Source organism: Paenibacillus silvae (assembly GCF_014639235.1).
Taxonomy (GTDB): Bacteria; Bacillota; Bacilli; order Paenibacillales; family Paenibacillaceae; genus Paenibacillus; species Paenibacillus silvae.
The window spans coordinates 43,351-67,428 of sequence record NZ_BMFU01000019.1 but is presented as its reverse complement, the minus strand read 5'-3'; the positions used below and the strand labels follow the sequence as shown (position 1 = coordinate 67,428).

23 protein-coding genes are annotated in these 24,078 nt (G+C 48.3%); 1 reads left to right on the top strand and 22 read right to left on the bottom strand.

Features of this window, described 5'->3' with window-relative positions; translation table 11 throughout:
- Positions 1-462: 462 nt before the first annotated feature.
- Positions 463-1,011, bottom strand: coding sequence for a hypothetical protein (locus tag IEW26_RS28340; protein WP_188594820.1), 549 nt, complete (start codon positions 1,009-1,011; stop codon positions 463-465).
- Positions 1,012-1,103: 92 nt separating this feature from the next.
- Here IEW26_RS28340 and IEW26_RS28335 point away from each other — a divergent pair, with 92 nt between their 5' ends.
- Positions 1,104-1,694, top strand: coding sequence for a TetR/AcrR family transcriptional regulator (locus IEW26_RS28335; protein ID WP_188594819.1), 591 nt, complete (start codon positions 1,104-1,106; stop codon positions 1,692-1,694).
- Between the two features lie 178 nt (positions 1,695-1,872).
- Here IEW26_RS28335 and IEW26_RS28330 read toward each other — a convergent pair whose 3' ends face one another.
- The 21 genes from IEW26_RS28330 to tilS all read right to left on the bottom strand — a co-directional run bounded on the left by IEW26_RS28330 (position 1,873) and on the right by tilS (position 24,034).
- A complete protein-coding gene (locus tag IEW26_RS28330) occupies positions 1,873-3,210 on the bottom strand; it encodes a TrkH family potassium uptake protein (RefSeq protein ID WP_188594818.1) in 1,338 nt (445 codons plus the stop codon).
- A gap of 110 nt (positions 3,211-3,320) precedes the next feature.
- Complete coding sequence (gene lysS / locus IEW26_RS28325) at positions 3,321-4,832, bottom strand: lysine--tRNA ligase (protein WP_111273281.1); 1,512 nt, start codon at positions 4,830-4,832, stop codon at positions 3,321-3,323.
- A gap of 114 nt (positions 4,833-4,946) precedes the next feature.
- On the bottom strand, positions 4,947-5,426 hold the full coding sequence (gene greA / locus IEW26_RS28320; RefSeq protein ID WP_110899248.1) for a transcription elongation factor GreA: 480 nt from the start codon (positions 5,424-5,426) through the stop codon (positions 4,947-4,949).
- A gap of 254 nt (positions 5,427-5,680) precedes the next feature.
- Positions 5,681-6,700, bottom strand: a complete 1,020-nt coding sequence (dusB, locus tag IEW26_RS28315; RefSeq protein ID WP_111273280.1) for a tRNA dihydrouridine synthase DusB — start codon at positions 6,698-6,700, stop codon at positions 5,681-5,683.
- Between the two features lie 18 nt (positions 6,701-6,718).
- Positions 6,719-6,922 (bottom strand): helix-turn-helix domain-containing protein, encoded by a 204-nt coding sequence (locus tag IEW26_RS28310; RefSeq protein WP_145406594.1) that lies wholly within the window; start codon positions 6,920-6,922, stop codon positions 6,719-6,721.
- A complete protein-coding gene (gene folK, locus IEW26_RS28305) occupies positions 6,883-7,431 on the bottom strand; it encodes a 2-amino-4-hydroxy-6-hydroxymethyldihydropteridine diphosphokinase (protein ID WP_188594823.1) in 549 nt (182 codons plus the stop codon). The genes IEW26_RS28310 and folK overlap by 40 nt, the downstream gene beginning before the upstream one ends.
- Positions 7,432-7,439: 8 nt before the next feature.
- Positions 7,440-7,802, bottom strand: a complete 363-nt coding sequence (gene folB / locus IEW26_RS28300) for a dihydroneopterin aldolase (RefSeq protein WP_111273278.1) — start codon at positions 7,800-7,802, stop codon at positions 7,440-7,442.
- A gap of 93 nt (positions 7,803-7,895) precedes the next feature.
- A complete protein-coding gene (gene folP / locus IEW26_RS28295) occupies positions 7,896-8,762 on the bottom strand; it encodes a dihydropteroate synthase (protein WP_188594817.1) in 867 nt (288 codons plus the stop codon).
- Positions 8,759-9,652, bottom strand: coding sequence for an aminotransferase class IV (locus IEW26_RS28290; RefSeq protein WP_188594816.1), 894 nt, complete (start codon positions 9,650-9,652; stop codon positions 8,759-8,761). The genes folP and IEW26_RS28290 overlap by 4 nt, the downstream gene beginning before the upstream one ends.
- A gap of 1 nt (position 9,653) precedes the next feature.
- Complete coding sequence (gene pabA / locus IEW26_RS28285; protein ID WP_188594815.1) at positions 9,654-10,232, bottom strand: aminodeoxychorismate/anthranilate synthase component II; 579 nt, start codon at positions 10,230-10,232, stop codon at positions 9,654-9,656.
- A gap of 74 nt (positions 10,233-10,306) precedes the next feature.
- The gene (locus tag IEW26_RS28280) at positions 10,307-11,929 is read right to left on the bottom strand and encodes an anthranilate synthase component I family protein (protein ID WP_188594814.1); all 1,623 of its coding nucleotides are present in this window, start codon (positions 11,927-11,929) and stop codon (positions 10,307-10,309) included.
- A 224-nt stretch (positions 11,930-12,153) separates the two neighbouring features.
- Positions 12,154-13,092 (bottom strand): cysteine synthase A, encoded by a 939-nt coding sequence (gene cysK, locus IEW26_RS28275; protein ID WP_188594813.1) that lies wholly within the window; start codon positions 13,090-13,092, stop codon positions 12,154-12,156.
- Between the two features lie 243 nt (positions 13,093-13,335).
- Positions 13,336-14,286: a peptidyl-prolyl cis-trans isomerase gene (locus IEW26_RS28270; RefSeq protein ID WP_188594812.1), complete on the bottom strand. Its 951-nt coding sequence runs from the start codon at positions 14,284-14,286 to the stop codon at positions 13,336-13,338.
- Positions 14,287-14,309: 23 nt separating this feature from the next.
- Positions 14,310-15,200 (bottom strand): Hsp33 family molecular chaperone HslO, encoded by an 891-nt coding sequence (gene hslO / locus IEW26_RS28265; RefSeq protein ID WP_184190136.1) that lies wholly within the window; start codon positions 15,198-15,200, stop codon positions 14,310-14,312.
- Between the two features lie 110 nt (positions 15,201-15,310).
- On the bottom strand, positions 15,311-16,081 hold the full coding sequence (locus IEW26_RS28260) for a type III pantothenate kinase (RefSeq protein ID WP_111273270.1): 771 nt from the start codon (positions 16,079-16,081) through the stop codon (positions 15,311-15,313).
- Positions 16,082-16,087: 6 nt separating this feature from the next.
- Positions 16,088-16,954, bottom strand: a complete 867-nt coding sequence (nadC, locus tag IEW26_RS28255; RefSeq protein ID WP_145406567.1) for a carboxylating nicotinate-nucleotide diphosphorylase — start codon at positions 16,952-16,954, stop codon at positions 16,088-16,090.
- Positions 16,951-18,585, bottom strand: coding sequence for an L-aspartate oxidase (nadB, locus tag IEW26_RS28250; protein ID WP_188594811.1), 1,635 nt, complete (start codon positions 18,583-18,585; stop codon positions 16,951-16,953). Before nadB ends, nadC begins: the two co-directional genes overlap by 4 nt.
- Before the next feature lie 35 nt (positions 18,586-18,620).
- Positions 18,621-19,559 carry a quinolinate synthase NadA gene (gene nadA, locus IEW26_RS28245; protein ID WP_111273267.1) on the bottom strand — a complete coding sequence of 313 codons (939 nt, stop codon included), beginning with the start codon at positions 19,557-19,559 and terminating at the stop codon, positions 18,621-18,623.
- A 299-nt stretch (positions 19,560-19,858) separates the two neighbouring features.
- Positions 19,859-21,901, bottom strand: a complete 2,043-nt coding sequence (gene ftsH / locus IEW26_RS28240) for an ATP-dependent zinc metalloprotease FtsH (protein ID WP_188594810.1) — start codon at positions 21,899-21,901, stop codon at positions 19,859-19,861.
- Positions 21,902-22,002: 101 nt separating this feature from the next.
- Positions 22,003-22,542 (bottom strand): hypoxanthine phosphoribosyltransferase, encoded by a 540-nt coding sequence (hpt, locus tag IEW26_RS28235; RefSeq protein ID WP_090924626.1) that lies wholly within the window; start codon positions 22,540-22,542, stop codon positions 22,003-22,005.
- Between the two features lie 52 nt (positions 22,543-22,594).
- Positions 22,595-24,034 carry a tRNA lysidine(34) synthetase TilS gene (gene tilS, locus IEW26_RS28230; protein WP_188594809.1) on the bottom strand — a complete coding sequence of 480 codons (1,440 nt, stop codon included), beginning with the start codon at positions 24,032-24,034 and terminating at the stop codon, positions 22,595-22,597.
- Between the last annotated feature and the right edge of the window lie 44 nt (positions 24,035-24,078).

The window sequence follows — 24,078 nt, the reverse complement described above, 5'->3', positions numbered from 1 at the left end:
TCATTTTGAATCTGACGAGATTATAAATCTCATTGTTGATCTTGCAAGCAAGATCAGTACTCACTCGTTGTTCAGTTTTCAAAGATCAAACTTCTTTTCGCCACCGTCGCTCGTTCGCTTCAGCAACTCTTATATCTTATCATGTCCGAACCAACTTTGCAAGCTCTTTTTTTAAGCTTCTTTAGAAGCTATTTTGTAAGCTGCTTGCCGCACCGTGTAAACTGTGTTTTCTTGGCCGGAATTAGAATATACCATGTATAGAATATGAATGCAAGTGTTAATTTTATTTTTATAAAGCGATATGCACCTTAACTACAAGAGTATTTATCTAAACATATGGATATAAGTACTGCCACATACAACACTCCGCTTTTACTCAGAGTAAAGCACGAAACACTTGTGGCTGACTACCATGTCATGAAGCAGATCATCGCGTGCTAAAATAATCACTCATGAAACTTGTCATCCGGCTTTCTCAGCCGCTGCCTTTTTCGGCCATAGGGTATAGCTAAAGCTAATCAAGAAATCAATCCCCAATATCATTGTCCAAACTTGAATCAATCCTGAAAATACTTCTGTGCGTTCTGCATCACCAATCCACCATATCATCATTAACAGAATAGCACTCCCTATACCCCATGCCACAAGATGTCTAATCCAGCCCATCCGCTCGTTTTTTGCATGTTCCTTTCCATATAGTTTATTCCTTCTCCGATTGTCCCCTCCTCTAAACCAATATTGAAAGTAAAGATCTGCCCAAGCAATCATCTGATGACCAAAAGCAATGCTTACACCTATATAAATTGCTGCTACACCATGAACCATACTTGCTACAGCTCCGCGCTGCAGGTCCATTACCGTAGCAACAAGCAGCATAACATCTACAACAGGCGTAGCTGCCAGTAAAGCCAGCCCCAACTTTTTTTTGCCAAGCATATAACGTACACTGAGACCCGCTACTACAAATACCCAGAAAGCAATCTCACACGCCACAATGAAATAAGCGATCATTTAATCTCTCCTTTTTTTTAAAATAGTACATATGTATTATAATCAATTTAACACATTTGTACCATAATAATCAACAGTGATATAATAGAGCTATGCCTAAAATTGTAGACCACGACAAACAACGCGTGCTCGTAGCTGAAGCCGCTTGGCGTGTCATTCGCAGAGACGGTATGGAGCAGGCCTCAGTTCGAAATATCGCTGAGGAGGCCGGCATCTCTGTAGGTTCGATGCGCCACTATTTTTCAACACAATCCGAGCTGCTGTTATATGCCATGAATCTTGTATCAGAACGGGTGACATCCCGGATTCAGGGCATGACCTTTAATGGTCCTCCCATGGATGATATGAAACGATTATTGCTTGAATTTATGCCAAACACGGATGAGAAAATGGCTGAAATGGAGGTGTGGTACGCTTTTACTGCCAAATCCAAAACGGATCCCGCACTCAAAAAGCTGGCAGATACCGTTTATAACGATATTAGACGTGCTGTTGAAATTGTCATTACTTCGCTGATGCAGCTCAACCTGTTCAAACCTGATCTGAATCAGGAACTGGAGATCGAGAGATTATACGCACTTGTTGATGGCCTGGCAATTCATGCTGTGCTTAGACCGGATCAAGTACACGCTAAACTCATGGAAGAAGCTATTGCGTTACACCTAGCCTCTCTTTGTATATGAGTTTAATTATAGAGCCGTCCTGGGATTAACACGTACTTTTGAAACGTTCCATTCCAATGTCTCCGCAAAAAAAACGCAGTTTATTCATTGCCCATCCCTTAACATCCGGGACGCTCACACTGAATATCTGCGTTTTTTACGTTTTACATCTTGTATTTTACATTTTCAAAAATTTTATTTACCCGATAATAATTCGGCCTTCTGGATGGCGATACAGCTTTTTCTCCTTGCGCGGACGCAATGCGTATGCAATCGTTAATGGCCCAATTCGACCCACAAACATGGTGAAGGTAATTATTATTTTTCCCCAATTCGTCATCTCATGGGTTACACCAACAGACAAGCCTACCGTACCGATAGCCGATGCCGCTTCAAACATTAGTGAGAGGAAGGGTGCATCCTCTGTTGTAAGCAAGAGCATGACCACAATCATGAAAATACTGAGAGAAACCATAATAATGGTCAATGCTCGCATGAGCAGATCTTTCGGAACCCGCTGACGGAAAAACACAATATCCTTGTTCCCGCGAATCATCGCGTATACCGCCCCAATCATAATAAGGAAAGTGGTTGTCTTGATGCCTCCTCCGGTTGAGCCTGGAGAAGCCCCGATAAACATGAGCAAAATAAAGAAAAATTGAGTAGCCTGCCGCATCTGTGTAATATCAATTGTACTTGTTCCCGAAGAACGTGTAGAGACCGATTGGAAGAACGAAGCGTATATTTTCTCGCCCCATGTAAGTGAGGCAAGTGTATGACTGTTGGTGAATTCGAAAATAAACAAAACAATCGCACCGATCCCAATCAACGCACCCGATACAGAGAGCACCAGCTTGGATTGTAACGACAATCGGCGGCGTTTGCGATATTCAAACAGGTCATTCAAAACAACAAAGCCGAGACCACCCGATATGACAAGAATGGATGCCGTGATGTTAAATATCCAGTCCCCCGTATAATATTGAAAACTGTTGCCAAACAGATCAAAGCCGCCGTTGTTAAACAAGGAAACCGAATGGAATATACCATAGTACACCGCTTGTATAAACGGCATCTCGGTGGCCCATAACATTGCCAGAATAACCGCAGCAACTCCCTCAATAGTAAAAGAGAAAATTAAAACCTTGCGAATAATTCGAACAATCCCCTCCATGCTATCTGCATTAATGGCTTCCTTCAACAACAGCCTATCCTTGAGGGATATGCGTTTACCCAGCACAAGCGCAAACAACGTCGCCATCGTCATAAAGCCCAGCCCGCCCAGCTGCATGAGGATCATAATCACAATCTGACCAAACAGGTTAAAGGTGGTTCCAATATCCACTACAACCAGTCCAGTTACACAAGCTGCAGATGTAGCCGTAAAAAGAGCATCAATAAAGGCGAGATGAGTGCCGCTCTGATTGGAAATCGGCAGCATCAGCAGCATCGTACCTACGGATATGATCAACAGGAATCCACCAACCAGAATCAACGGAGGGGATAGGAATTGAGCTATGTACAGCCTGAACTTCATGGAGGGCACCTCTTTTTAAAATACTTTGTAAACCCAAAGAGGAACTTGCCCCGGCATTAAACAAGCGGGCAGGTTCCTCTTCTATTATGAACGAAGACTACGTTCCTTATTTACTCTTGTGTACGTGGACGCATATGCGGGAAAAGCAGTACGTCACGGATGGACGGCGAATTGGTCAGCAACATGATCAGACGGTCAATACCAATGCCTAGACCACCTGTTGGCGGCATACCATATTCGAGCGCACGGATGAAGTCATCATCCATCTCATGTGCCTCATCATTACCGTGCTCTTTCTCCAGCATCTGTGCCTCAAAGCGTTGGCGCTGATCAATGGGATCATTCAGCTCGGTGAAGGCATTCGCATGCTCACGTCCAACGATAAACAGCTCAAAGCGGTCCGTGAAGCGCGGGTCAGCATCACTTTTCTTCGCCAGTGGCGAAATTTCAAGTGGATGTCCCATAATGAAGGTTGGCTGAATCAATGTCTCTTCAACAAACTCTTCAAAGAAAGCGTTCAGAATATGACCAAATGTCATATGTGGTTCAACTTTTACATTGTGCTTTTTGGCCAAATCATGAGCTTCCTCATCTGTCATATGCACGGAGAAGTCTACGCCCACTACTTCTTTAACGGCATCTACCATTGTAACACGGCGCCATTGCGGCTTCAGATTCACTTCATGATCTCCGTATTGGATGACCTGTGTGCCGAGCACTTCCTGTGCGATGTGAGCGACCAGGTTTTCGGTCAAAGCCATGATATCCTTGTAATCCGCATAAGCTTCATACAGCTCAATCATTGTAAATTCCGGATTGTGTCTTGTAGACATGCCTTCATTCCGGTATACACGGCCAATCTCATACACTTTTTCCAAACCGCCAACAATCAGACGTTTCAGATGAAGTTCAATCGCAATCCGCATGTACAGTTCCATATCCAGTGCATTGTGATGTGTGATAAACGGACGTGCCGCAGCACCACCTGCGATCGCATGCAGCGTCGGCGTCTCCACTTCCAGATAACCATGGGAGTCGAGGTAACGACGCATGGATTGAATGATTTTGGAACGCATAATGAAGGTTTGCTGCACATCAGGGTTCATGATCAGATCCACATAACGCTGACGATAACGCAGTTCAACGTCGGTCAGACCATGATATTTATCCGGAAGCGGGTAGAGTGATTTCGACAACACTTCCAGGTCTTTTACTTTAATGGTAGTCTCGCCTGTTTTCGTTTTGAAAACAACGCCGGTTACCCCAACGATATCTCCAAGGTCAAGCAGACTGAATGCCGTAAATTTATCCTCTGGCACGCTATCCTGACGAACATAGATCTGGATTCGGCCGCTCAGGTCCTGAATATGCGCAAAGCTTGCTTTACCCATGCCCCGCTTCGCCATAATCCGTCCGGCAATACTGACTTCGATGTGCTTCTCTTCCAGCTCTTCCTTGGTCAGTTCTTCATACTTCTTCAGAATGGAGCCGGCCTCTTCGGTACGTACGTATTTTTGGCCAAAAGGGTCGATTCCCAAGTTGCGGAGCTCGTCCAATTTGTCGCGGCGAATCTGTAACAGCTCGCTAAGTTCGGTTTCCTGATTCAAGACTTCATCCGTCATGATCTGTATTCATCTCCTTATTTACATTGCAGCCCTTGCGTTTACGCTTGTCCGTAATGTTGAAAAAAGCTTCCCTAAGGAAGCTTTTGTCTACTGCACCTGACTGCTTCGTTACTACAGCTTTTTAATATCTACAATTTTATATTGAATTACGCCAGCAGGCACACTTACATCAACCACGGTACCTTTTTTCTTGCCTAAAATGGCTTTACCTACAGGACTTTCGTTGGAAATCTTGTTCTGAAGCGGATTGGATTCCGCAGTACCTACAATCGTATATTCCGTGATGTCACCAAACTCCAAATCTTCTACGATAACGGTAGCACCCACGCTCACGGCATCGGTATCGATCTCGTCACTGTTAATGATCCGCGCATTACGAAGCATTTTCTCCAGCGTAATGATACGTCCTTCAATGAAAGCTTGCTCATTCTTCGCATCTTCATATTCGGAGTTCTCACTGATATCACCATAGCCGATGGCTACTTTGATCCGTTCAGCCACTTCGCGGCGCTTCACTGATTTCAGTGTTTCCAGTTCTTCTTCCAGCTTCTTGAGTCCTTCTGGTGTAAGGATAACTTCCTTGTCGCTCATCTCAACCGATTCTCCTGTCATGGGAATAATTTGATTGTACGGCAACGGAATCAGTGCTGATGACAGAACTCCGCCCGCATACATCTTCAAAACTATATGAAGTTCTCCAGAGAAATAGAATATTCCTCCTGATGCACTAATACTTAGTAAACGCACATGGCGAATTTATACTGAGAAATTATAGGGGAACGGTCTCGAAAAGTCAATGTTACGTCCCCTGTGGCTGTAAACGTTTTACAAGCCGACTGAGGTAATCAAGAAGCGTTCTCGGCGATTGCCGGTTCGGACTCCAGATTGCCCTCCATTTTCAGCTGAGCCACAAAGTTCTCCAGAATATCCACCATCTCGTCCCGCTTGGTGCCCTCCATAATAACGTCTTTAATTCGCGCTGATCCCTTTAATCCCTTCAAATACCAAGCCAGATGTTTACGCATCTCACGAACCGCGACCGTTTCATTCTTGAGTGCGATCAGTCGATCCATGTGCAGGACAGCTACACGAATTTTCTCTTCGGCATCCGGGTCCGGAGGCAGCTGGCCAGAGCTCAGGTACTGGATTGTTCTATACAGCATCCATGGGTTTCCTAGCGCAGCACGCCCGATCATTACGCCATCACAGCCGGTCTCATCCAACATGCGGCGAGCATCCTCCGGGGAAGCTACGTCACCATTACCGATCACGGGAATCGAAACGGCTTCTTTGACATTTTTGATATGTGACCAATCCGCCGTTCCGGTATACAGCTGCTCTCTAGTCCGGCCGTGTACGCTGACAGCACTTCCGCCGGCGCGTTCCACCGCAAGAGCATTTTCCACCACATAGATATGCTCGTTATCCCAGCCGATTCGCATTTTCACGGTAACGGGTTTCTCGACAGCTTCTACAACCGCGGATACCATCTCGTAAATTTTGTTCGGGTCCAGCAGCCAGCGTGCACCTGCATCACACTTGGTTACTTTTGGCACAGGGCATCCCATGTTGATATCGATTATATCTGCGTTCGTTTCCTGATCTACGATTCTGGCTGCCTCAACCAGGGATTCCCGGTCGCCTCCCCAAATCTGCAGACTAAGCGGTTTCTCGCGCTCATCGACAAACAACATCTCACGTGTTCGCTGGTTGCCATGCACGATGGCTTTACCGCTGACCATCTCCGCGCAAACAAGACCTGTACCAAACTCCTTGGCGATCAGACGGAAAGCCGGGTTGCACACCCCCGCCATCGGTGCCAGAACGACCTGATTTTTCATTTCAATATTGCCAATCTTCAGCATGCTTGCTGTTTCACCCCTTTATCCATTATTGAAACCCTGTAACTCCTCTACACTGATCGCAAGCACTCCCGCAATTTTGCTGAGCTCCTGCTGTGTCACCCTGCGATTTCCACGTTCAATCGTTCCCAGAATGGCCAGGGATATGCCCGTCTCGGCTGCCAGCTCATGCTGCGTTAACCCTTTCAGCTTCCGGAATGCCCGGATTCGGTTGGCCAATTGCATGTTTTCCAACGCTGTATTCCATCCTTTCCATCCAGTACAGACAACGATGCGTGTACAAAGGTATACAAACCTGATGTCTCGTCCTGCGGCACGATGTCCGACAGCGGCACCAGTACAAATGCCCGCTCCCCCATCCGGGGATGCGGCAGCTGAAGCGATTCGGTATCCCGCGTCTCGCCGTGCATCCAGAGCAAATCCAGATCTACGGTACGCGGCCCCCAGCGAATATCCCGAACTCGCCCAAGGCGATTCTCTACATCCAGCAGTTCTTTAAGCAAATGCTCAGGAGCCAGACTTGTCCGAACTGCAGCAGCCATATTCAAAAACGCAGGCTGATCCACATACCCTACCGGCTCCGTCTCATACAGAGCAGAGCAGCGCAGCACAGATATGTGAGGGTGGGCATCCAGCAGCGTCAGCGCCTCAAGCAGCGTCTGCTCCCGATCACCCAAATTAGCCCCCAAAGCAATATAAGCCTCTGAAGATTCAGAGGTCGAATGTGCAATCATAATGGTTCTCACTTTCTTGAGCGGCGAAGCTCTACCGTTACGCCTCCAAAATGAATATCAAACGGCGGATGAGGCTTCGTCACCTTGACTGTCAATGCATTGATAATAGTATAAGTGTCTAGTAAAGAAGATGCAATATGTTCGCCCAAAGCTTCAATTAACTGGAATGATGTGTTCTCAACCATCTGCTTCACCAGTTCATGAATCTCGGCATAATTAATTGTTTTGGACAGATCATCATTACGCCCTGCCTCACCCAGGTCCATATCAATCTCCAGATCAATGTAATACCGTTGGCCCAGCTTCCGCTCTTCTGCAAAAACACCGTGGTACCCGTAATACTCCATACGATGAAGCACCATTCTGTCCATCCGTTTCGCCCGCCCTCTATCTGAAATATATTGAAGATGAATTGATGTGAAAAACGCTTCGCTCTCCCATGGAAGGGCTGTATCAGTCCTCCATTATGATCTTCTCCGCAAGCCCGGAGAGCGATATAACATCGCATCACACATGTCCGCCGTCCGCCGGATCGGCTTCACATCATGGACACGCACCAGTTGGCAGCCTTGGGCAATGCCAAATGCCACCGTTGCCGCTGTGCCTTCCAGCGCATCATCCGCACCGACATCCAGCGTATGCTGGATAAACCGTTTGCGGGAAGTGGCGAGCAGCACAGGGTAGCCCAGCTCATTCAGCATGCCCAGAGAAGACATCAGCTGCAAATTCTCGGAGATATCCTTCACAAATCCGATGCCCGGGTCCAGTATAATCTGATGCTCCTGCACACCCGCTGCAAGTGCAAGCTGAATGCTGTCCTGCACATCACGCACGACATCACGCAGATAGTCGGTATAATCATGTGTCTGACGATTATGCATCAGTATAACAGGACATCCCAGCTCGGCGGCAGTCCGGGCCATTGCCGGATCTGCCTTGGCTCCCCATACATCGTTGATGATATGGGCGCCTGCTTGAATCGCTTGACGCGCAACATCTGCCTTGTAGGTGTCCACCGAGATCGGTATGTGCGGCGCTTCAGCGTGCAGGGCTTCAATCACGGGAATAATGCGCTCAAGCTCCTCGTCTGCGCTGACAACCTTCGAGCCAGGACGAGTCGATTCCCCGCCGATATCAATCAGATCGGCTCCGTCTGCCATCATCTGCTTCGCGTGAGCGACAGCTCGTTCAACGCTATTGTAGCGTCCACCATCCGAGAATGAATCTGGCGTGACGTTCAAAATGCCCATAATCTGTGTCCGGGTTCCCAGCGTAAGTGAAGCTGGGCCCCATTCATATTTTCGTTCATAGATGACTGGTGCAAGTGTCATGAAGTATACCCCGCTTTCTCCCGGTACATACGCAATAATACAGCCGTAACCGGGCCAATCTGTCCACTGCTGATCGTTGTCTCTTGACCGTTCAGATCTCGCAGCGTTGTCACCGGAACCAATTCGGCTACCGATCCGGTCACAAATATTTCATCCGCCTGCCACAGCTCCTCCCACGGCGACTGTGTTTCCTTGCAAGCAATGCCTTGCTCGGCGGCAATCTCCATGACCACCGCTCTGGTGATGCCCGGCAGAATGCCGGTGGAGAGCGAAGGCGTGTAGAGCACACGCTCGCGTACCCAGAATACATTGCTAACCATCCCCTCCGCAACAAACCCTTCCCGGGTAAGCTGCAGCCCCTCTGCACCCTGCACTCGCCGATTCTCCTGAACAAGATGGTTAAGCTCACGCTTTGCCAATATGCTGTTCATATAATGCAGCGACTTGAGCCTGACTTGCCCTTCCGGTGTATTACGCGGAGTAGAGAGGCGTTGAAGTATTTTGCCAATCTCATATAGGGTGGGAGATGGTTCAGGCAGTGCTTTTGCCAATACAATGTGGGTTGGAGAGGTGTAGTCTCCTGAAGGTAAGCCAAGCGGCGCTTCGCCAGCAGATACGGTGTAACGCACATAAGCATCCTCAAGCTGGTTCGCCTGCATCAGACGAGATATCCAATCGGCTACCTCACTCGCCGTGACCTCAAAAGGGATACCCAGCTCTGCACAGCCGGAAGCCATTCGCTCCAGATGCCGTTCCAGAAGATAGGGCCTGCCCCGGTACGTCCGAAATGTCTCGAACAGCCCGAGTCCGTACAAAAAGCCGTGATCCGTTACAGGAACCACGGCTGATGCCAGCTGAACCAGCTTTCCGTTCATCGCGGCATATTGCATGTTATACGGTTGCCTTCTGCTGTGACAGGAAGTTGCGAAGCATCTGGTGACCATGGTCTGTAATAATGGATTCCGGGTGGAACTGCACCCCTTCAATGGCATACTTTTTGTGACGCAGACCCATAATTTCACCTTCTGCTGTCTCCGCTGTAATCTCCAGGCAATCCGGCAGACTGCTGCGCTCTACAATCAGGGAATGGTAGCGCGTTGCTGTAAACGGAGAAGGCAGTCCGGTAAACACGGACGTACCCTGATGGTGCATCTCGGACGTTTTGCCATGCATCATACGATCCGCACGAATAACATTGCCGCCGAACGCCTGTCCAATAGCCTGATGTCCAAGGCATACGCCAAAGATCGGAATGCTGCCTTTAAAATGATCAATAACCGCCAGGCTGATCCCCGCCTCATTCGGTGTGCACGGCCCTGGAGAGATCAGAATATGATCCGGTGCCAGCGCTTCAATGCCTGCCAGATCAATTTCGTCGTTGCGGCGAACTTCCACCGTCTCCCCTAATTCACCCAGATATTGAACCAGGTTGTACGTAAAGGAATCATAATTGTCGATAACCAGAATCATATGCCCGCTCCTCCTCATCTTCCGCCGCAGCAAGCGGCAGGTACCTTATTTATTTTAGTTTAGTTACGCCGCTCCTAATTTCGTTGGAACTGTTCCTGATCAAGCTGCTCCTTGGTCTTCGCTTTGACTTCAGACTCTACTTCAGCACGTTCACTATAATTTACAGCTCTCATCATCGCCCTGGCCTTGTTCCGGCACTCTCTGTATTCACGATAGGGGTCGGAATCAATGACAATACCTGCACCAGCCTGCACATACCCTGTACCATCCTTAATTGCAAGGGTGCGGATGATGATATTCAGCTCCATATTACCACTGTAATCTATCCACCCGATGGAGCCAGTATATGGACCCCTACGTACCGGCTCAAGCTCTTCAATAATCTCCATGGTGCGTACTTTAGGGGCACCCGTTATCGTCCCGCCTGGAAACGTTGCGGCAATCACATCAAATACCGACATTCCTTCAGCCAATCTGCCTTCTACCTGTGATACAAGATGCATCACATGGGAATATTTCTCGATGGTCATTAGCTCAGGCACATGGACTGTGCCATATGCAGCAATTCGTCCAATATCATTACGCTCCAGGTCAACCAGCATAATATGCTCGGCCCGCTCCTTCTCACTGCCAAGCAGCTCATCCGCCATCGTCTGATCTTCTGCCGCATCACGACCTCTTCTTCTCGTTCCGGCAATCGGGCGTGCGCTTACTTTGCCATTCTCCACTTTGACCAGTAATTCCGGCGAACCGCTGACCAGCTGGAAGTCTGGACTGCGAAGCATCCCCATATACGGTGAAGGATTCACAATCCGCAGCCATTCATAGATGTGCTCACCACTCGACTGCAGCTTCTTCTCATGTCTGAGCGACAAATTCACCTGAAACACATCACCTTGACGAATATACTCCTGTACCTTGTGCACCGCCTGTTCAAAGTCCTTCTGCGGGAAGGTGGTATGCCATCCTTCCGTCTCCTGCTCCGATTCTTCCGGCCGCAATGCAAGATGTACCTGTCTATGACGCAGCTCCAGAGCCTGCTGCTGCTCTTCTGCCTGGGCAAAGCCCAAAATGTGAAGCCATCGCTGCTGCATGGCTGCTGCGCGCCGCTCTGCTGCCGCATAGAGGCTGCGAAGATCCGTATGCTCCTGCTGCTCTGGATTCAATTCCAGATGCACCATACAGAAGAGCGCCTGCTGTTCATGGTCGTAAGCCCATATCTCTTCAAAACGCATCCACCAGTAATCCGGCAGCGTAGGATGATCTTCAGCCAGTGTTGGCAGCTTCTCCAGCGACCTCGCCACGTCGTAGCTGAGATAACCGGCACAACCACCTGCAAAGTCCGGTGCTCCACTCACCCTCGGTGCGCGGTAAGGAGCCATCCATCTTTTTAATACGTCCAGCGGCTTGCCAAGATCTGTCCGAGTAATTCCTTGAGATACGTCAACAATTGTGGCCTCCAGCCCTTTGCCAGAAACGATAGAAACGGGATTCAAGCCAAGGAATGTGTATCTTCCTCCCTTGCCATTTTCCAGCACAATCGCATTAGGGGAGGCATACTGCCATGCCGCTTCCCACGTCAGCGGTAAACCGCCATGATACAGCCCATCATCCGACCTCGTAATAAAAGGCAGCATCGTCCAGCCTTGAGCAGCCCACGCTTTCCAGTCGGCGTATGTAGTCATCTGGTGTGTCATTGCTGCCAGCCGCCCTTTCCTCTGTCGCTATATATGTTGTGTATTACATGCTCAACTTATATAGTTCTTATTGTTTGATAGTATACTAAAGCGTCGTTGCTTTTAAAAGTATTACGCAAAAAATCCTCCCCACCCGTCAGGGCAGGAAGGATTCATTTTTACAAAGCATACAACAGAATCATCTCGTCAGAATATATGATGCATGCCAAATCGTTATATTATGCTTACGCTTCAAAGTTATACAGCGGTGTGCTCAGGTAACGTTCACCGTTACTTGGCACGATCACAACTACACGTTTACCTGCTCCAAGCTGCTTCGCTACCTGGAGACCTGCACGAATCGCTGCACCGGAAGAAATACCGGACAGGATGCCCTCTTCTTTGGCAACTGTGCGAGCTGTTTCGAACGCATCCTCATTCTCGATGTGAATAATTTCGTCGTAAATTTCCTGATCCAGAATCTCGGGAATAAAGTTGGCTCCGATCCCCTGAATTTTGTGAGGGCCAGGTTTGCCTCCGGCAAGGATTGGCGATGCTGCTGGCTCTACTGCTACAATTTTAATGCCAGGGAATGCTTCTTTAAGCACTTCACCCGCACCTGTAATCGTTCCGCCAGTACCAATACCCGCAACGAACGCATCCACTGTTCCACCTACGGACTGGATTGCCTCAACAATTTCAGGACCTGTCGTTTCGCGGTGAATTTTCACATTTGCTTTGTTCTTGAACTGCTCTGCCATGAAATACGTTGGATTCTCTTTGAGCAGCTCTTCGGCTTTCTTAACTGCACCGTTCATTCCTTCTGCCCCAGGAGTAAGCACCAGTTCAGCACCATAAGCACGAAGCAGGTTACGACGCTCCAAGCTCATCGTTTCAGGCATAACGATAACAGCCTTGTAGCCTTTAGCCGCAGCGACCATCGCGAGGCCGATTCCTGTGTTACCGCTTGTTGCTTCAATGATGGTGCCGCCTGGTTTCAGCTTACCTTCTTTTTCCGCTTCTTCAACAATGCTTACTGCGATACGATCTTTAACACTTGAGCCCGGGTTCTGATACTCCAGTTTCACCAATACTTCAGCGCTGCCTTCAGGTACGATACGGTTCAGACGGACAAGCGGTGTACCTCCGATGAGTTCAGTTACGTTATTAACTACTTTAGCCATATGAATGCCCTCCTTAGTGGGATGAATATATTATAAATTCATGTATGTCAGATCTCGATGTGTTTTTATATCCGAGTAAACGAGTAGGTATTTGATTATTTTCATCTTATCAACGTTACAGGACATTGTCAATATGAGTACTCAAAAAAATACTTTGCCTTAGGCCCAAGGGCTGTAGACAAAGTATTTTTATCCAGATGCAATATCTATAAGACGGGACAATAGTCATTTATAATCATGATCTCACGATGCTGGAATATCAGAGATAATGACGGCTTTGTATTTATCTCGCAGCATCTCTTCCACTTGTGACAACGGATCAGCCTGACTTAGCGCCAGCTGCAACCGAATCTCTTCATGCACTTCCTCAGGAGATTGTTCCTGGCGCTCGGCTTTATCATTCAGCTTGATGACCGCATAGCCTTCTTCCACCTCTACAGGACCACCAAGTTCACCAACTTGCAGTTGGGCCGCAAGCTTCAGCATCGCCTTAGGTTGAAACGGATCATTCTGTTCAATCCAGCCCAGCTTGCCGCCGGAGTCGCGAGAATAGCTATCCACGGATTGCGTGCGGGCTGCCTCTTCAAAGTCCTGCCCGTTCCTCAGAGCAGTCAGCAAAGCCTCTGCTTCCGATTTCTCTTTGACAACAATCATGGACAGGTCATACTTCTCAGGTGTGATGTAATCTTCACGGTGCTCTGCCCAATACTGCTTAATATCATCATCTTTGATCTGTATGCCAGCGGTAGCAATCTTCTCCAGCAGCAAACGATAACCCGCCTCCAGCTCCAGATCCTGTTTTGACAGGCCAAGCTGCGATTTCATCGCATCATAATAAGACTTCTCGGAGTCATACCCATCCATGGCCTCAGCCATTTCTCGGGCAATCTCTTTCGGAGTCACGACCAGATTTCGCTGTAAAGCCTCGGCATATACCGCTTTCCGATTCAGCATCTGAAGCAGAATTTCGCTGCCGTAACGTCGTTTTAATTCCTCAATCCAGGCTTGGTCTGTAATGACTTCCCCATTAATGGTTGCAACCGTGCTGCCCTCTTCCTGATTTGTATCCTGAGGTTTCTCTGCTTCGTCTTTACCTTGGTTAAGCACCTGCATAGCCATCACTGTACCCATAACCATTACGCCCAATGTCAAAATAACAACTGCCGTCCAAAGTCCCTTTTCCTGTCTGTTCATACCTCATCCCGTCCCTGCATCGATCAGCTCTTGGCTTGTTCTAGGATGGTTTCCAGCTGCTCTTTGTTAAAATCATATGTTTCGTTACAAAATTGGCAAACCACTTCGGCCTGTCCTTCTTCCTCAATTAACTGCTCCAGCTCAACCTGACCCAGACTGATTAACGTTTTCTCCAACCGCTCACGTGAACAGCTGCAATTAAAACGAATATCCAGTTCGCCCATAACCTGCACATCTGGCAGAAGACGGCGCAGCAGCTCCTCCAGCTCAAGTCCCTCATTCAGCAAGGTTGTTACGGGTGGCAGAGCACCGATCGCATTCTCAATCTCCGTAATCTCCGGGTCCGTTAATCCTGGCAGCAGCTGAATAATAAAACCTCCCGCGACAATAACGGAGTTATCCGTATCTACCAGGACCCCTACACCAACTGCGGAAGGCGTCTGTTCTGATTGTGCAAAATAATACGTAAAGTCTTCGCCCAGTTCACCCGAAATAATAGGGATGCTGCCGCGATACGGCTCCTTCAAACCCAGATCCTTCGTGATGTTGATGAAACCTTCTGTACCTACGGCTCCGGCAACGTCCAGCTTGCCAAAACGGTTACTTGGCAGATGTACATGCGGATGAGTAACGTAACCCCGTACCTCACCCTTGGCATTGGCATCAGCTACGATCTGACCAATTGGACCGTCGCCCTTAACCTGGATGGTCAGCTTCTCTTCACCTTTCAGCATCGCTCCCATAATAGCCGCTGTTGTGACTGTACGCCCCATGGCTGCTGTAGCCGTGGGAAACGTATCATGTCTTCTTCGCAGTTCTTCCACCAGTTCCGTTGTCTGAACGGCAAAGGCTCTTACCTTTCCGTTCATCGCTGTACCACGGATCAACCGGTCAAGCTTGTTGTTGTTTTCCAAGTCATTCAGCCTCCTTTGGCGTGTAATTTTGGTTCCATTCCTTTAACAGAAAAAAACGGCTCAACATTAAAGCTGATACTCCAGCCTGCTGTATGCCGCCCTTTGTATGTCTACCTCTCCCTGTTCCGCTCATAGATGACTCGCAGCCCTTCAAGCGTAAGCAGCGGGTCCACCTTCTCGATACTTCGGGTCTCTTCAGCAATCAATGAAGCAAGGCCACCTGTTGCAACAACCATGGGATCAGCATTCATCTCTTGACGAATCCGCTCCACAATGCCGTCCACTTGTCCGGCATATCCATAGATAATGCCTGCCTGCATCGCATGCACCGTATTACGTCCAATCACTTTCTTGGGCTTCTCCAGCTCTATTCGCGGCAGTTTGGCTGCCCGCTCATAAAGCGCCTCGGTAGCAATGTGAATGCCGGGCACGATGGCTCCTCCTAAATAATGACCCTTTTCATCAATACAGTCAAACGTTGTGGCTGTTCCAAAATCAACGACCACAAGCGGGCCGCCATATTTCTCTACGGCCGCCACAGCGTTTACGATCCGATCCGCTCCAACCTCACGCGGGTTCTCGTATCGCAGGTTCAGGCCGGTTTTGATGCCCGGCCCCACAAGCAGTGGTTTTCTGCCCACATATTTCTCACACATCGCCTCAATAACATTCACCAGCGGTGGGACAACCGATGAAATAATAACACCCTCGATGTCATGGGCCGAGATACGGGACATATGAAATAAATTATAAATCAATACGCCGTATTCATCCACTGTGGACTGACGGGATGTGCTCAGACGAAAATGGTGCAGCAGTTCACGGCCCTGATATACCCCGAGCACAATGTTACTGTTGCCCACATCGACAACTAGAATCAAAGAGGTTCACCCCTCTTTCTTTTCGTTTAAATCCAGGCTGATGTCCAGGCTCTCAAAAGAATAGGTTAACCTGCCAACTGAAATTACATCCACACCCGTTTCCGCAATTCCTCGAATAGTTTGAAGAGAAACGTTACCAGAAGCCTCCACTTTCACATGCGGAGCCTGTTCACGAATCATTGCAACTGCCTCCCGCATCCGATCAGGCTGCATGTTATCCAGCATAATGATATCTGCCCCGGCATGCAAGGCCTCCTGTACCTGAGCCAGATTTTCCGTCTCTACTTCAATCGTCATCGTATGCGGAATGACAGCACGCGCACGCTGCACCGCTTCGGTAATTCCGCCTGCACCTTTGATATGATTATCCTTGATCATAACGGCATCATATAACCCGAATCGATGATTAGCGCCGCCGCCAACACGTACAGCATACTTTTCCAGCAGGCGATGACCTGGTGTTGTTTTGCGTGTATCGACCAGTCTCGTCTTCAGGCCCTCGAGTGCATCCACGTAAGAACGTGTACGCGTAGCAATACCCGACATTCGCTGCAGCAGGTTTAGCGCGAGCCGTTCCCCGGTCAGGAGGGAGTGTGTGCTGCCCTCAACCTCAGCCAATATCGTACCTGGATGGACAGCATCACCGTCACTCACTTTTGCGGTAAAACGAAGTGCCGGATCAACGACTTGAAATACAAGCTCAGCAATGGGCATGCCTGCAATGATTCCTTGATCCTTGGCATGGATGACAGCTTTGGATTCACTGCCTGTGGGGATGGTCACACTGGTGGTGACATCTCCCGCACCTACATCCTCGTGCAGCCAGCCTTTAATCGTCTCGATTAATTGTTGATTGTATCCATTCAATATCATGACATCCATTCCTCCACAATCGCTTGTTCTCGCTGCTGCAGACTATGCTTCTGCCACATCGCATCGTCTCTGGCCGGGTAATCCTCACGATAATGCGCCCCGCGACTTTCCTCACGATGGAGCGCTCCGCTAGTCACCAGCCATGCACAGGTAAGAAGGTTTGCATATTCCAACTCTTCTCTGTAATTGAGGCTTTGATCCAAAAACGGAAGCTCCTGCTGCAAAGCATCCAGGGCCTGCTGCAAATTTTTACCATTTCTTCTCAGACCGACTTTACGAACCATCATCTTCTGCAAGCTCAGCCGTTTTTCTGATATCGGTTTGGATTGCTGCTGTTCAGCACTTCTATTGTCCATGTTCCGAGATTTCACATCTCTGCCAAGCGACGGAGCAAGGGACGGCAGCGATTCGATACGCTCCACAATTCTGCGGCCAAATACAATCGCTTCAGACAAGGAGTTGCTTGCCAGGCGATTCGCTCCATGTACACCTGTAGATGACACTTCGCCGCAGGCAAATAATCGTGGAATGCTGCTTTCGCCGCTCAGATCGGTTTTGACCCCGCCCATCATGTAATGTGCTGCAGGTGCAACCGGTATCCAGTCTGTTGTCATATCAAGACCATATCTCATACAGGTTTCATAGATCGTAGGAAAACGATGCTTTACCATCTCCGGCGACTCATGTGTAATATCAAGGTAAACAAATGTGCTGTTCGTTAATTCTATCTCGCTGACAATTGCTCTGGCTACGATATCGCGCGGCGCAAGCTCCAGCAGGGGATGATATTTTTCCATAAAACGCTCCCCTTTTACGTTGCGCAGATATGCGCCTTCCCCCCGTACTGCCTCGGATATAAGAAAGCGCGGAGCACCAGGATAACACAAAGAGGTAGGGTGAAACTGAATAAATTCCATGTCACGCACAACGGCACCTGCACGATATGCCATAGCGACTCCATCAGCGGTTGCAACATCAGGATTGGTTGTATAACGGTAGAGCTGTCCAGCCCCGCCAGAGCACAGCACCGTGGCCTTGGCTCTGACAAATACTTTTGAGCCGTCTTCCTTCAAGACCAAAGCACCGATACATTCGCCCTGATCCGTAATCAAGTCGATGACAAAATGCTCATCCCATACATCAATTACCGGATGTTCGTGTACCTCAACGGCAAGTGCACGAACAATCTCATATCCTGTCGCGTCTCCATTGGCATGCAAAATACGGCGGTGGCTATGCGCACCTTCCTGCGTCAACGCCAGCTCGCCGTTCTCCAGGTCAAACAATGTCCCCAGACGGATCAGTTCCCTGACACCTTCTGGCCCTTCATTCACCAATACTTCTACTGCTTCGGAGCGGCATAAACCCGCTCCGGCAACAAGAGTATCCTGCAGGTGGTATGCAGGCGAATCATCTTCAGCAATAACAGCCGCAATGCCTCCCTGCGCATATCGGGTGTTACTCTCAAGTAAAGACTTCTTCGTAATCATCAGCACGCGATGCTGTTCACTGGCCTTAATCGCCGTGAACAGTCCGGCAATGCCTGAACCGATCACGAGCACATCGGTCTCCACCATGGGCAGCGCAGAGAGATCAAAATCATGTATATATTGCGGTATCTGCGGTTTCATCTCATTCACCTGTCTCGGAGCAAGAGTAACGCATGTTACTTCACCAGTAACATACGCTCTAGTGATTCTCTGGCTTTATCAGCAACAGCCGGTGGAACATAGATCTGTGGTTTCATCGTTTCCAGACATTTAACCAGCTTCTTCAGATTGTTGACCTTCATATTCGGACATACAAGGAACTTCGTCGCGAAGTGGAACTGTTTATCCGGACTGTCGAGACGAAGCTGATACCCCGTTCCATCTTCAGTACCTACGATAAATTCCTTTGTTGATGACTTTTTGCAATATTCAAGAATAGCTGTTGTGCTGCCTACAAAATCTCCCATCGCCACAACTTCAGGACGACATTCCGGGTGCACCACGAATTCGGCATCAGGGTATTTGGCTTTCATCTCCACCACGTCTTTGACCGTCAACATATCATGTGTATTGCAGTAGCCTTCCCAGATGATCATCTTTTTGTCTGTGTGCTGCTGCACATAATGTCCAAGATTTTTATCAGGTACCCAAATAATTTCATCAGAATCTACGGACTGGATAACCCGAACTGCATTCGCTGATGTACAGCAAATATCCGTTTCTGCCTTGATCTCAGCCGAGGAGTTAATGTATGTGACTACTTTCGCATTCGGATGCTGTGCCTTCAGCTTACGCAATCCGTCTACGTTCACCATATCAGCCATCGGACAACCGGCACGTTCATCTGGAATCAGAACCGTTTTGTTTGGAGCCAGAATTTTAGCGCTTTCACCCATAAAATGAACACCACAGAACACAATCACATCTGCATCCGTCTGTGCAGCCTTCTGTGCCAGAAGGAATGAGTCTCCACGGAAATCCGCGACTTCCTGTACTTCGTCACGTTGATAGTAGTGAGCCAGAATAATGGCATTACGTTCCTTTTTGAGTTCCATCAGCCGCTCACGCAGCTCACGATTCATCTCAGCCTTGCGCTCTAAAGCCAGAGCTTCCACCTGTGATCCTCTCCTTATCGGGACAGCGCCAAGCGCTGTTTCATAGGGCTAACCTAAGTCGTTATGTTCGCTTGAGAAACGAATCACAAGCGGTTTAACAACTAATGTACACAACGTTCACGACTCTGTCAATAAATGAAAAAAGGCAGGATATCCCCTCATATCCCACTCATTCTATCCGGTTCGCCATCTAGCTCTCGATTATCCGTTTCTCCTTCAAAGGAATAATTGTTACAAAAAAAAAGAGAGCCGCGAGGGCTCTCTTTCTTATTCCGGCTAATTGCCGGTTATATGACATGTTATGATGTTGGCTTGGTGCCGCCATCATTCGGATCATTGCTGCCCTTATCTACGTCTGGAGCTTCGTTAGGAATATCTCCAGCCAGCGGCTCAGATGTTTCATCTTTGCCTTGAATACGGACACGAACATCACCGATGTTATCAATGATTGGTTCGCCACCTTCACTTGGCGTGCCTTCTCCAGTGTTGTCGCCTTCTGCTTTTGGTGTAAGGGAACCTGTTTCGATCAATTGTTTGATCTGATCCATTTCCAGTGTTTCCACCTCAAGCAATGTTTCAGCAATCAGATGCATCTCTTTGGTATGTTTGATCAGCAAAGCTTTACACTTCTCATAACATTCATTAATAAAGCGCTGCATCTCTTGGTCGATCTCATATGCGATAGAATCCGAGTAATTCTGTTCGTGACCGATATCCCGTCCAAGGAATACCTGCCCTTGTGAACTTCCGAATTGCATTGGACCCAGTTTCTCACTCATACCGTATTCCATAACCATGCTGCGCACGATACCTGTCGCTTGCTGGAAGTCACTGTATGCACCGGTACCGATCTCTCCGATAAACAATTCCTCCGCAACGCGGCCCCCAAGGAGTCCGGTTACTTTATCCAGCAGCTCTTGTTTGGTAACGAGCATACGATCTTCTTTTGGCAACATGATTACATATCCACCCGCACGTCCGCGCGGAATGATGGTCACTTTATGTACCATATCAGCATGTTCCAGGAAGTATCCTACAATGGTATGGCCTGCTTCGTGATAAGCGACAATGCGTTTCTCACGGTCACTGATAACACGGCTTTTCTTCTCCGTACCTACAATGACGCGGTCAATCGCTTCATCCACTTCACGCATCGAAATATCTCTTCTGTTACGACGGGCTGCAAGCAGTGCCGCTTCATTCAGCAAGTTCTCCAGGTCTGCACCGGAGAAACCTGTTGTACGCTTCGCAATAATATCCAGTCTCACATCTTTCGTGAGTGGTTTGTTGCGGGAATGCACTTTCAGAACAGCTTCACGGCCTTTAACATCAGGACGATCCACTGTAATCTGACGGTCAAAACGACCTGGACGCAATAACGCAGGGTCCAGAATATCTGCACGGTTCGTAGCAGCAACGATGATAATACCTTCGTTTGCTCCAAATCCGTCCATCTCAACGAGCAACTGGTTGAGGGTTTGTTCACGTTCATCGTGACCGCCGCCAAGACCAGCACCACGTTGACGTCCTACCGCATCAATCTCGTCAATGAAGATAATACATGGGGCGTTTTTCTTTGCATTTTCGAACAAGTCACGTACACGTGATGCACCGACACCGACAAACATTTCAACGAAGTCGGAACCGGAAATACTGAAGAATGGTACACCCGCTTCACCGGCTACGGCACGTGCGAGCAATGTTTTACCTGTACCCGGAGGACCTACGAGCAATACGCCCTTTGGAATCCGTGCACCAACTGCTGCGAATTTACGAGGGTCCTTGAGGAAGTCTACGACTTCGACAAGCTCCTGTTTCTCTTCATCAGCACCTGCCACATCTTCAAATGTAACCCGCTTTTTCTCTTCGTTATAGAGTCGAGCACGGCTTTTGCCAAAGTTCATTACTTTACCGCCGCCGCCTTGTGCCTGATTAAACAGGAAGAAGAACAGCAGGAACATAATGATCAAAGGAATAAAGGAGGTCAGCAGTGTTAGCCAGATGCTGTCACCTTTCATTGGTTCCTGGTGATATTCGAATTTGTTTGTTTCACTTGCAGCTACAAGCTCGTTGATTGCCTCATCCGTAGGAGGAATATACGTTGAGAAATTTTCTGATTTGGCTCCGTCAGGTGTTTGTTTGTATCGACCAGTTACGAGATACGTCTGACCGTTAAACTGAACCGTCACTTCGGAGACATTGTTGGCTTTGATCGCTGCACGCAGCTGATCATATCTAGGATTATCGGTGGCTTCGCCGCCATTGCTGACGAACTGAACGATCCCCACCACAACCAAAAAAAGAATCAAATAAAAAGCAGAATTCCGGATGAACCGATTCATCCCCTACCTCCTCTCGAGACACTTTAATTATTTTAACATAGCCCGACACGGCTTCTCAATAGAAGCCATATACAGCTTCGGGCTTGGGCCCTAGCACGATATTAGCTAGTATAAATTTCTGGTTTCAGAATCCCGATATAAGGCAGGTTCCGATACTGCTCGGCATAATCTAGACCATACCCAACGATGAACGCATCTGGAATGTCAAACCCTGTGTAATGGGCTTCCAATTCCACTTTGCGACCCGATGGTTTATCAAACAGCGTAACCACACGCACCGTCTCGGCACCGCGGTTCTCCAGCAGTTCAATCAAATAGCTAAGTGTGAGTCCACTGTCGATAATATCTTCGACAATCAGAACTTCACGTCCTTCAACAGATACATCCAGATCCTTGATAATTTTGACAACACCGGATGACTTGGTAGATGCACCATAGCTGGACACAGCCATAAAATCCATCTCAACCGGTACCGTTATGTTCTTAACCAAATCAGCCATAAATATAAACGCACCTTTGAGCACGCAAATGACCAAAGGGTTCCGGTTAGCATAATCGGCACTTAGTGTTGCACCTAACTCTTTCACCTTACTCTGAATTTCTTCTTCACTGATCAATACTTCCTGAATGTCGTTCTGCAACTGTGCGAACCTCCTAAGTTATACTATGAAAGCCTTACCTGAACCATAACCACTACCCCTGAATCGCTGAATCGCCTACAGTCATGTACAGGATTGCAGAAGTGCTCTCCCTGACAGGGGCTACATCGGACCGGCGAACTCCCGGTAACCAGATGATGTTGCCTGCTCCATCACATACCACAGGAATACATGGTCTGACAGATGGGGGAATTTTCTCATCGATGAAAATATTTTTCACCTTCTTGCTTCCGTTTAATCCCAGCACTTTCATGGCATCTCCAGGTAACCGTGAACGTACAACCAGCGGCATCATCAGCCTGTCCGCATCAAAAGCGGCTTGATCCGCTGATTCCGGTACATGATAGTTCTCGGGACTCATCGTCATAAACCGAATGTATCGGTTAATCTCGGTGAGTGAAAGCTCATAAGTTCCGCTCCATTGTGCAAGACGATACTCGTAAGATCGATCCTGTACGTCTGTCCGTATGCCAAAAGAAATGAGATCATACTCCCGCGTACAAACGAGTGTCTGTCCTATATCCAGGCTCCAGGTCGTCACATCGGTATCCATAACCTTGCGCCGAATAGTTTCAATACGGGTAAAGTCGACAAAATCACTGTCCAAAGGCAGATAATTCAATATTAGTTTAATCAACCTTCGTTGTAAAGCGACATGTAACTTCAAGAAGGAAGGCGCCTCAAAGGTCTGCCTTCCACCGTTCACCTGCACTAGACACCTGTATGTGTCAAGAGCACTCTGCTCCATGAAATCGTCTTCTTCACCCACAATTTCGGCAAGTCGATTCAGTGACGGCGTGAGTTGTCCATTATATTGCCCCAAAAAAGGCAGCACATCCAAACGAATCGCATTACGCCGATATTTGCGTTGATCATTGCTCTCATCATGAAAGTAAGTAAAACCCTGTGTATTACAAGCTTCTACAAGGTCCGTCTTGTTTATACGAAGGCATGGGCGAATAAGTTCCACATTTTTTTCACGCCGTTTGAATTTCATACCTGCCAGCCCTGACAGGCCGCTCCCCCGCAACAAATGAAGCATAACCGTCTCGGCCTGATCATCGGCATGATGTGCCAAAGCAATGCTTGCAGCACCGTATTTATCAGCTACCTCATGTAAAAAAGCATAACGCCGATTACGGGCTGCCTCCTGTGGTCCTTGCCCTGTCTGCTTCATATAGGAAGGTATGTCTGCTTTGATCCATTCAAATGCAATGCCAAGCTGACTCGCCAGCTCCATCATCTGATGTGCTTCTTCATCTGATTCTTTGCGAAAGCCATGATGTACATGGGCACAGATCAGTTCAAGCGGTACATGCTGCTTGCTGATCTCGTGCAAGATATGCAAAAAAGCCACCGAGTCCGGACCGCCCGATACAGCGACGACAATCCGATCCCCGGGTACCCATAACTGATGCTCTTCCGCTGCATCCAGTACGTTATTCACCAGTGTGTCCCAGCGTAAAGCCTCCATACCTTTTCCTCATTCCTTGCGTTATGTATATGCACCCTTACCGT

Excerpts from the sequence above, each read along its gene's own strand:
- lysS (WP_111273281.1), bottom strand. The coding sequence starts at position 4,832 with ATGACGGATGAAGTCTTGAATCAGGAAACCGAACTTAGCGAGCTGTTA.
- IEW26_RS28340 (WP_188594820.1), bottom strand. The coding sequence starts at position 1,011 with ATGATCGCTTATTTCATTGTGGCGTGTGAGATTGCTTTCTGGGTATTT.
- greA (WP_110899248.1), bottom strand. The coding sequence starts at position 5,426 with ATGAGCGACAAGGAAGTTATCCTTACACCAGAAGGACTCAAGAAGCTG.
- dusB (WP_111273280.1), bottom strand. The coding sequence starts at position 6,700 with ATGCTGAAGATTGGCAATATTGAAATGAAAAATCAGGTCGTTCTGGCA.
- pabA (WP_188594815.1), bottom strand. The coding sequence starts at position 10,232 with ATGATTCTGGTTATCGACAATTATGATTCCTTTACGTACAACCTGGTT.
- tilS (WP_188594809.1), bottom strand. The coding sequence starts at position 24,034 with ATGGAGGCTTTACGCTGGGACACACTGGTGAATAACGTACTGGATGCA.
- IEW26_RS28280 (WP_188594814.1), bottom strand. The coding sequence starts at position 11,929 with ATGACACACCAGATGACTACATACGCCGACTGGAAAGCGTGGGCTGCT.
- IEW26_RS28330 (WP_188594818.1), bottom strand. The coding sequence starts at position 3,210 with ATGAAGTTCAGGCTGTACATAGCTCAATTCCTATCCCCTCCGTTGATT.
- IEW26_RS28290 (WP_188594816.1), bottom strand. The coding sequence starts at position 9,652 with ATGCAATATGCCGCGATGAACGGAAAGCTGGTTCAGCTGGCATCAGCC.
- folK (WP_188594823.1), bottom strand. The coding sequence starts at position 7,431 with ATGATTGCACATTCGACCTCTGAATCTTCAGAGGCTTATATTGCTTTG.
- IEW26_RS28335 (WP_188594819.1), top strand. The coding sequence starts at position 1,104 with ATGCCTAAAATTGTAGACCACGACAAACAACGCGTGCTCGTAGCTGAA.
- IEW26_RS28270 (WP_188594812.1), bottom strand. The coding sequence starts at position 14,286 with ATGAACAGACAGGAAAAGGGACTTTGGACGGCAGTTGTTATTTTGACA.
- folB (WP_111273278.1), bottom strand. The coding sequence starts at position 7,802 with ATGGACAGAATGGTGCTTCATCGTATGGAGTATTACGGGTACCACGGT.
- cysK (WP_188594813.1), bottom strand. The coding sequence starts at position 13,092 with ATGGCTAAAGTAGTTAATAACGTAACTGAACTCATCGGAGGTACACCG.
- nadC (WP_145406567.1), bottom strand. The coding sequence starts at position 16,954 with ATGATATTGAATGGATACAATCAACAATTAATCGAGACGATTAAAGGC.
- nadB (WP_188594811.1), bottom strand. The coding sequence starts at position 18,585 with ATGAAACCGCAGATACCGCAATATATACATGATTTTGATCTCTCTGCG.
- IEW26_RS28310 (WP_145406594.1), bottom strand. The coding sequence starts at position 6,922 with ATGCAATTGGCCAACCGAATCCGGGCATTCCGGAAGCTGAAAGGGTTA.
- folP (WP_188594817.1), bottom strand. The coding sequence starts at position 8,762 with ATGACACTTGCACCAGTCATCTATGAACGAAAATATGAATGGGGCCCA.
- ftsH (WP_188594810.1), bottom strand. The coding sequence starts at position 21,901 with ATGAATCGGTTCATCCGGAATTCTGCTTTTTATTTGATTCTTTTTTTG.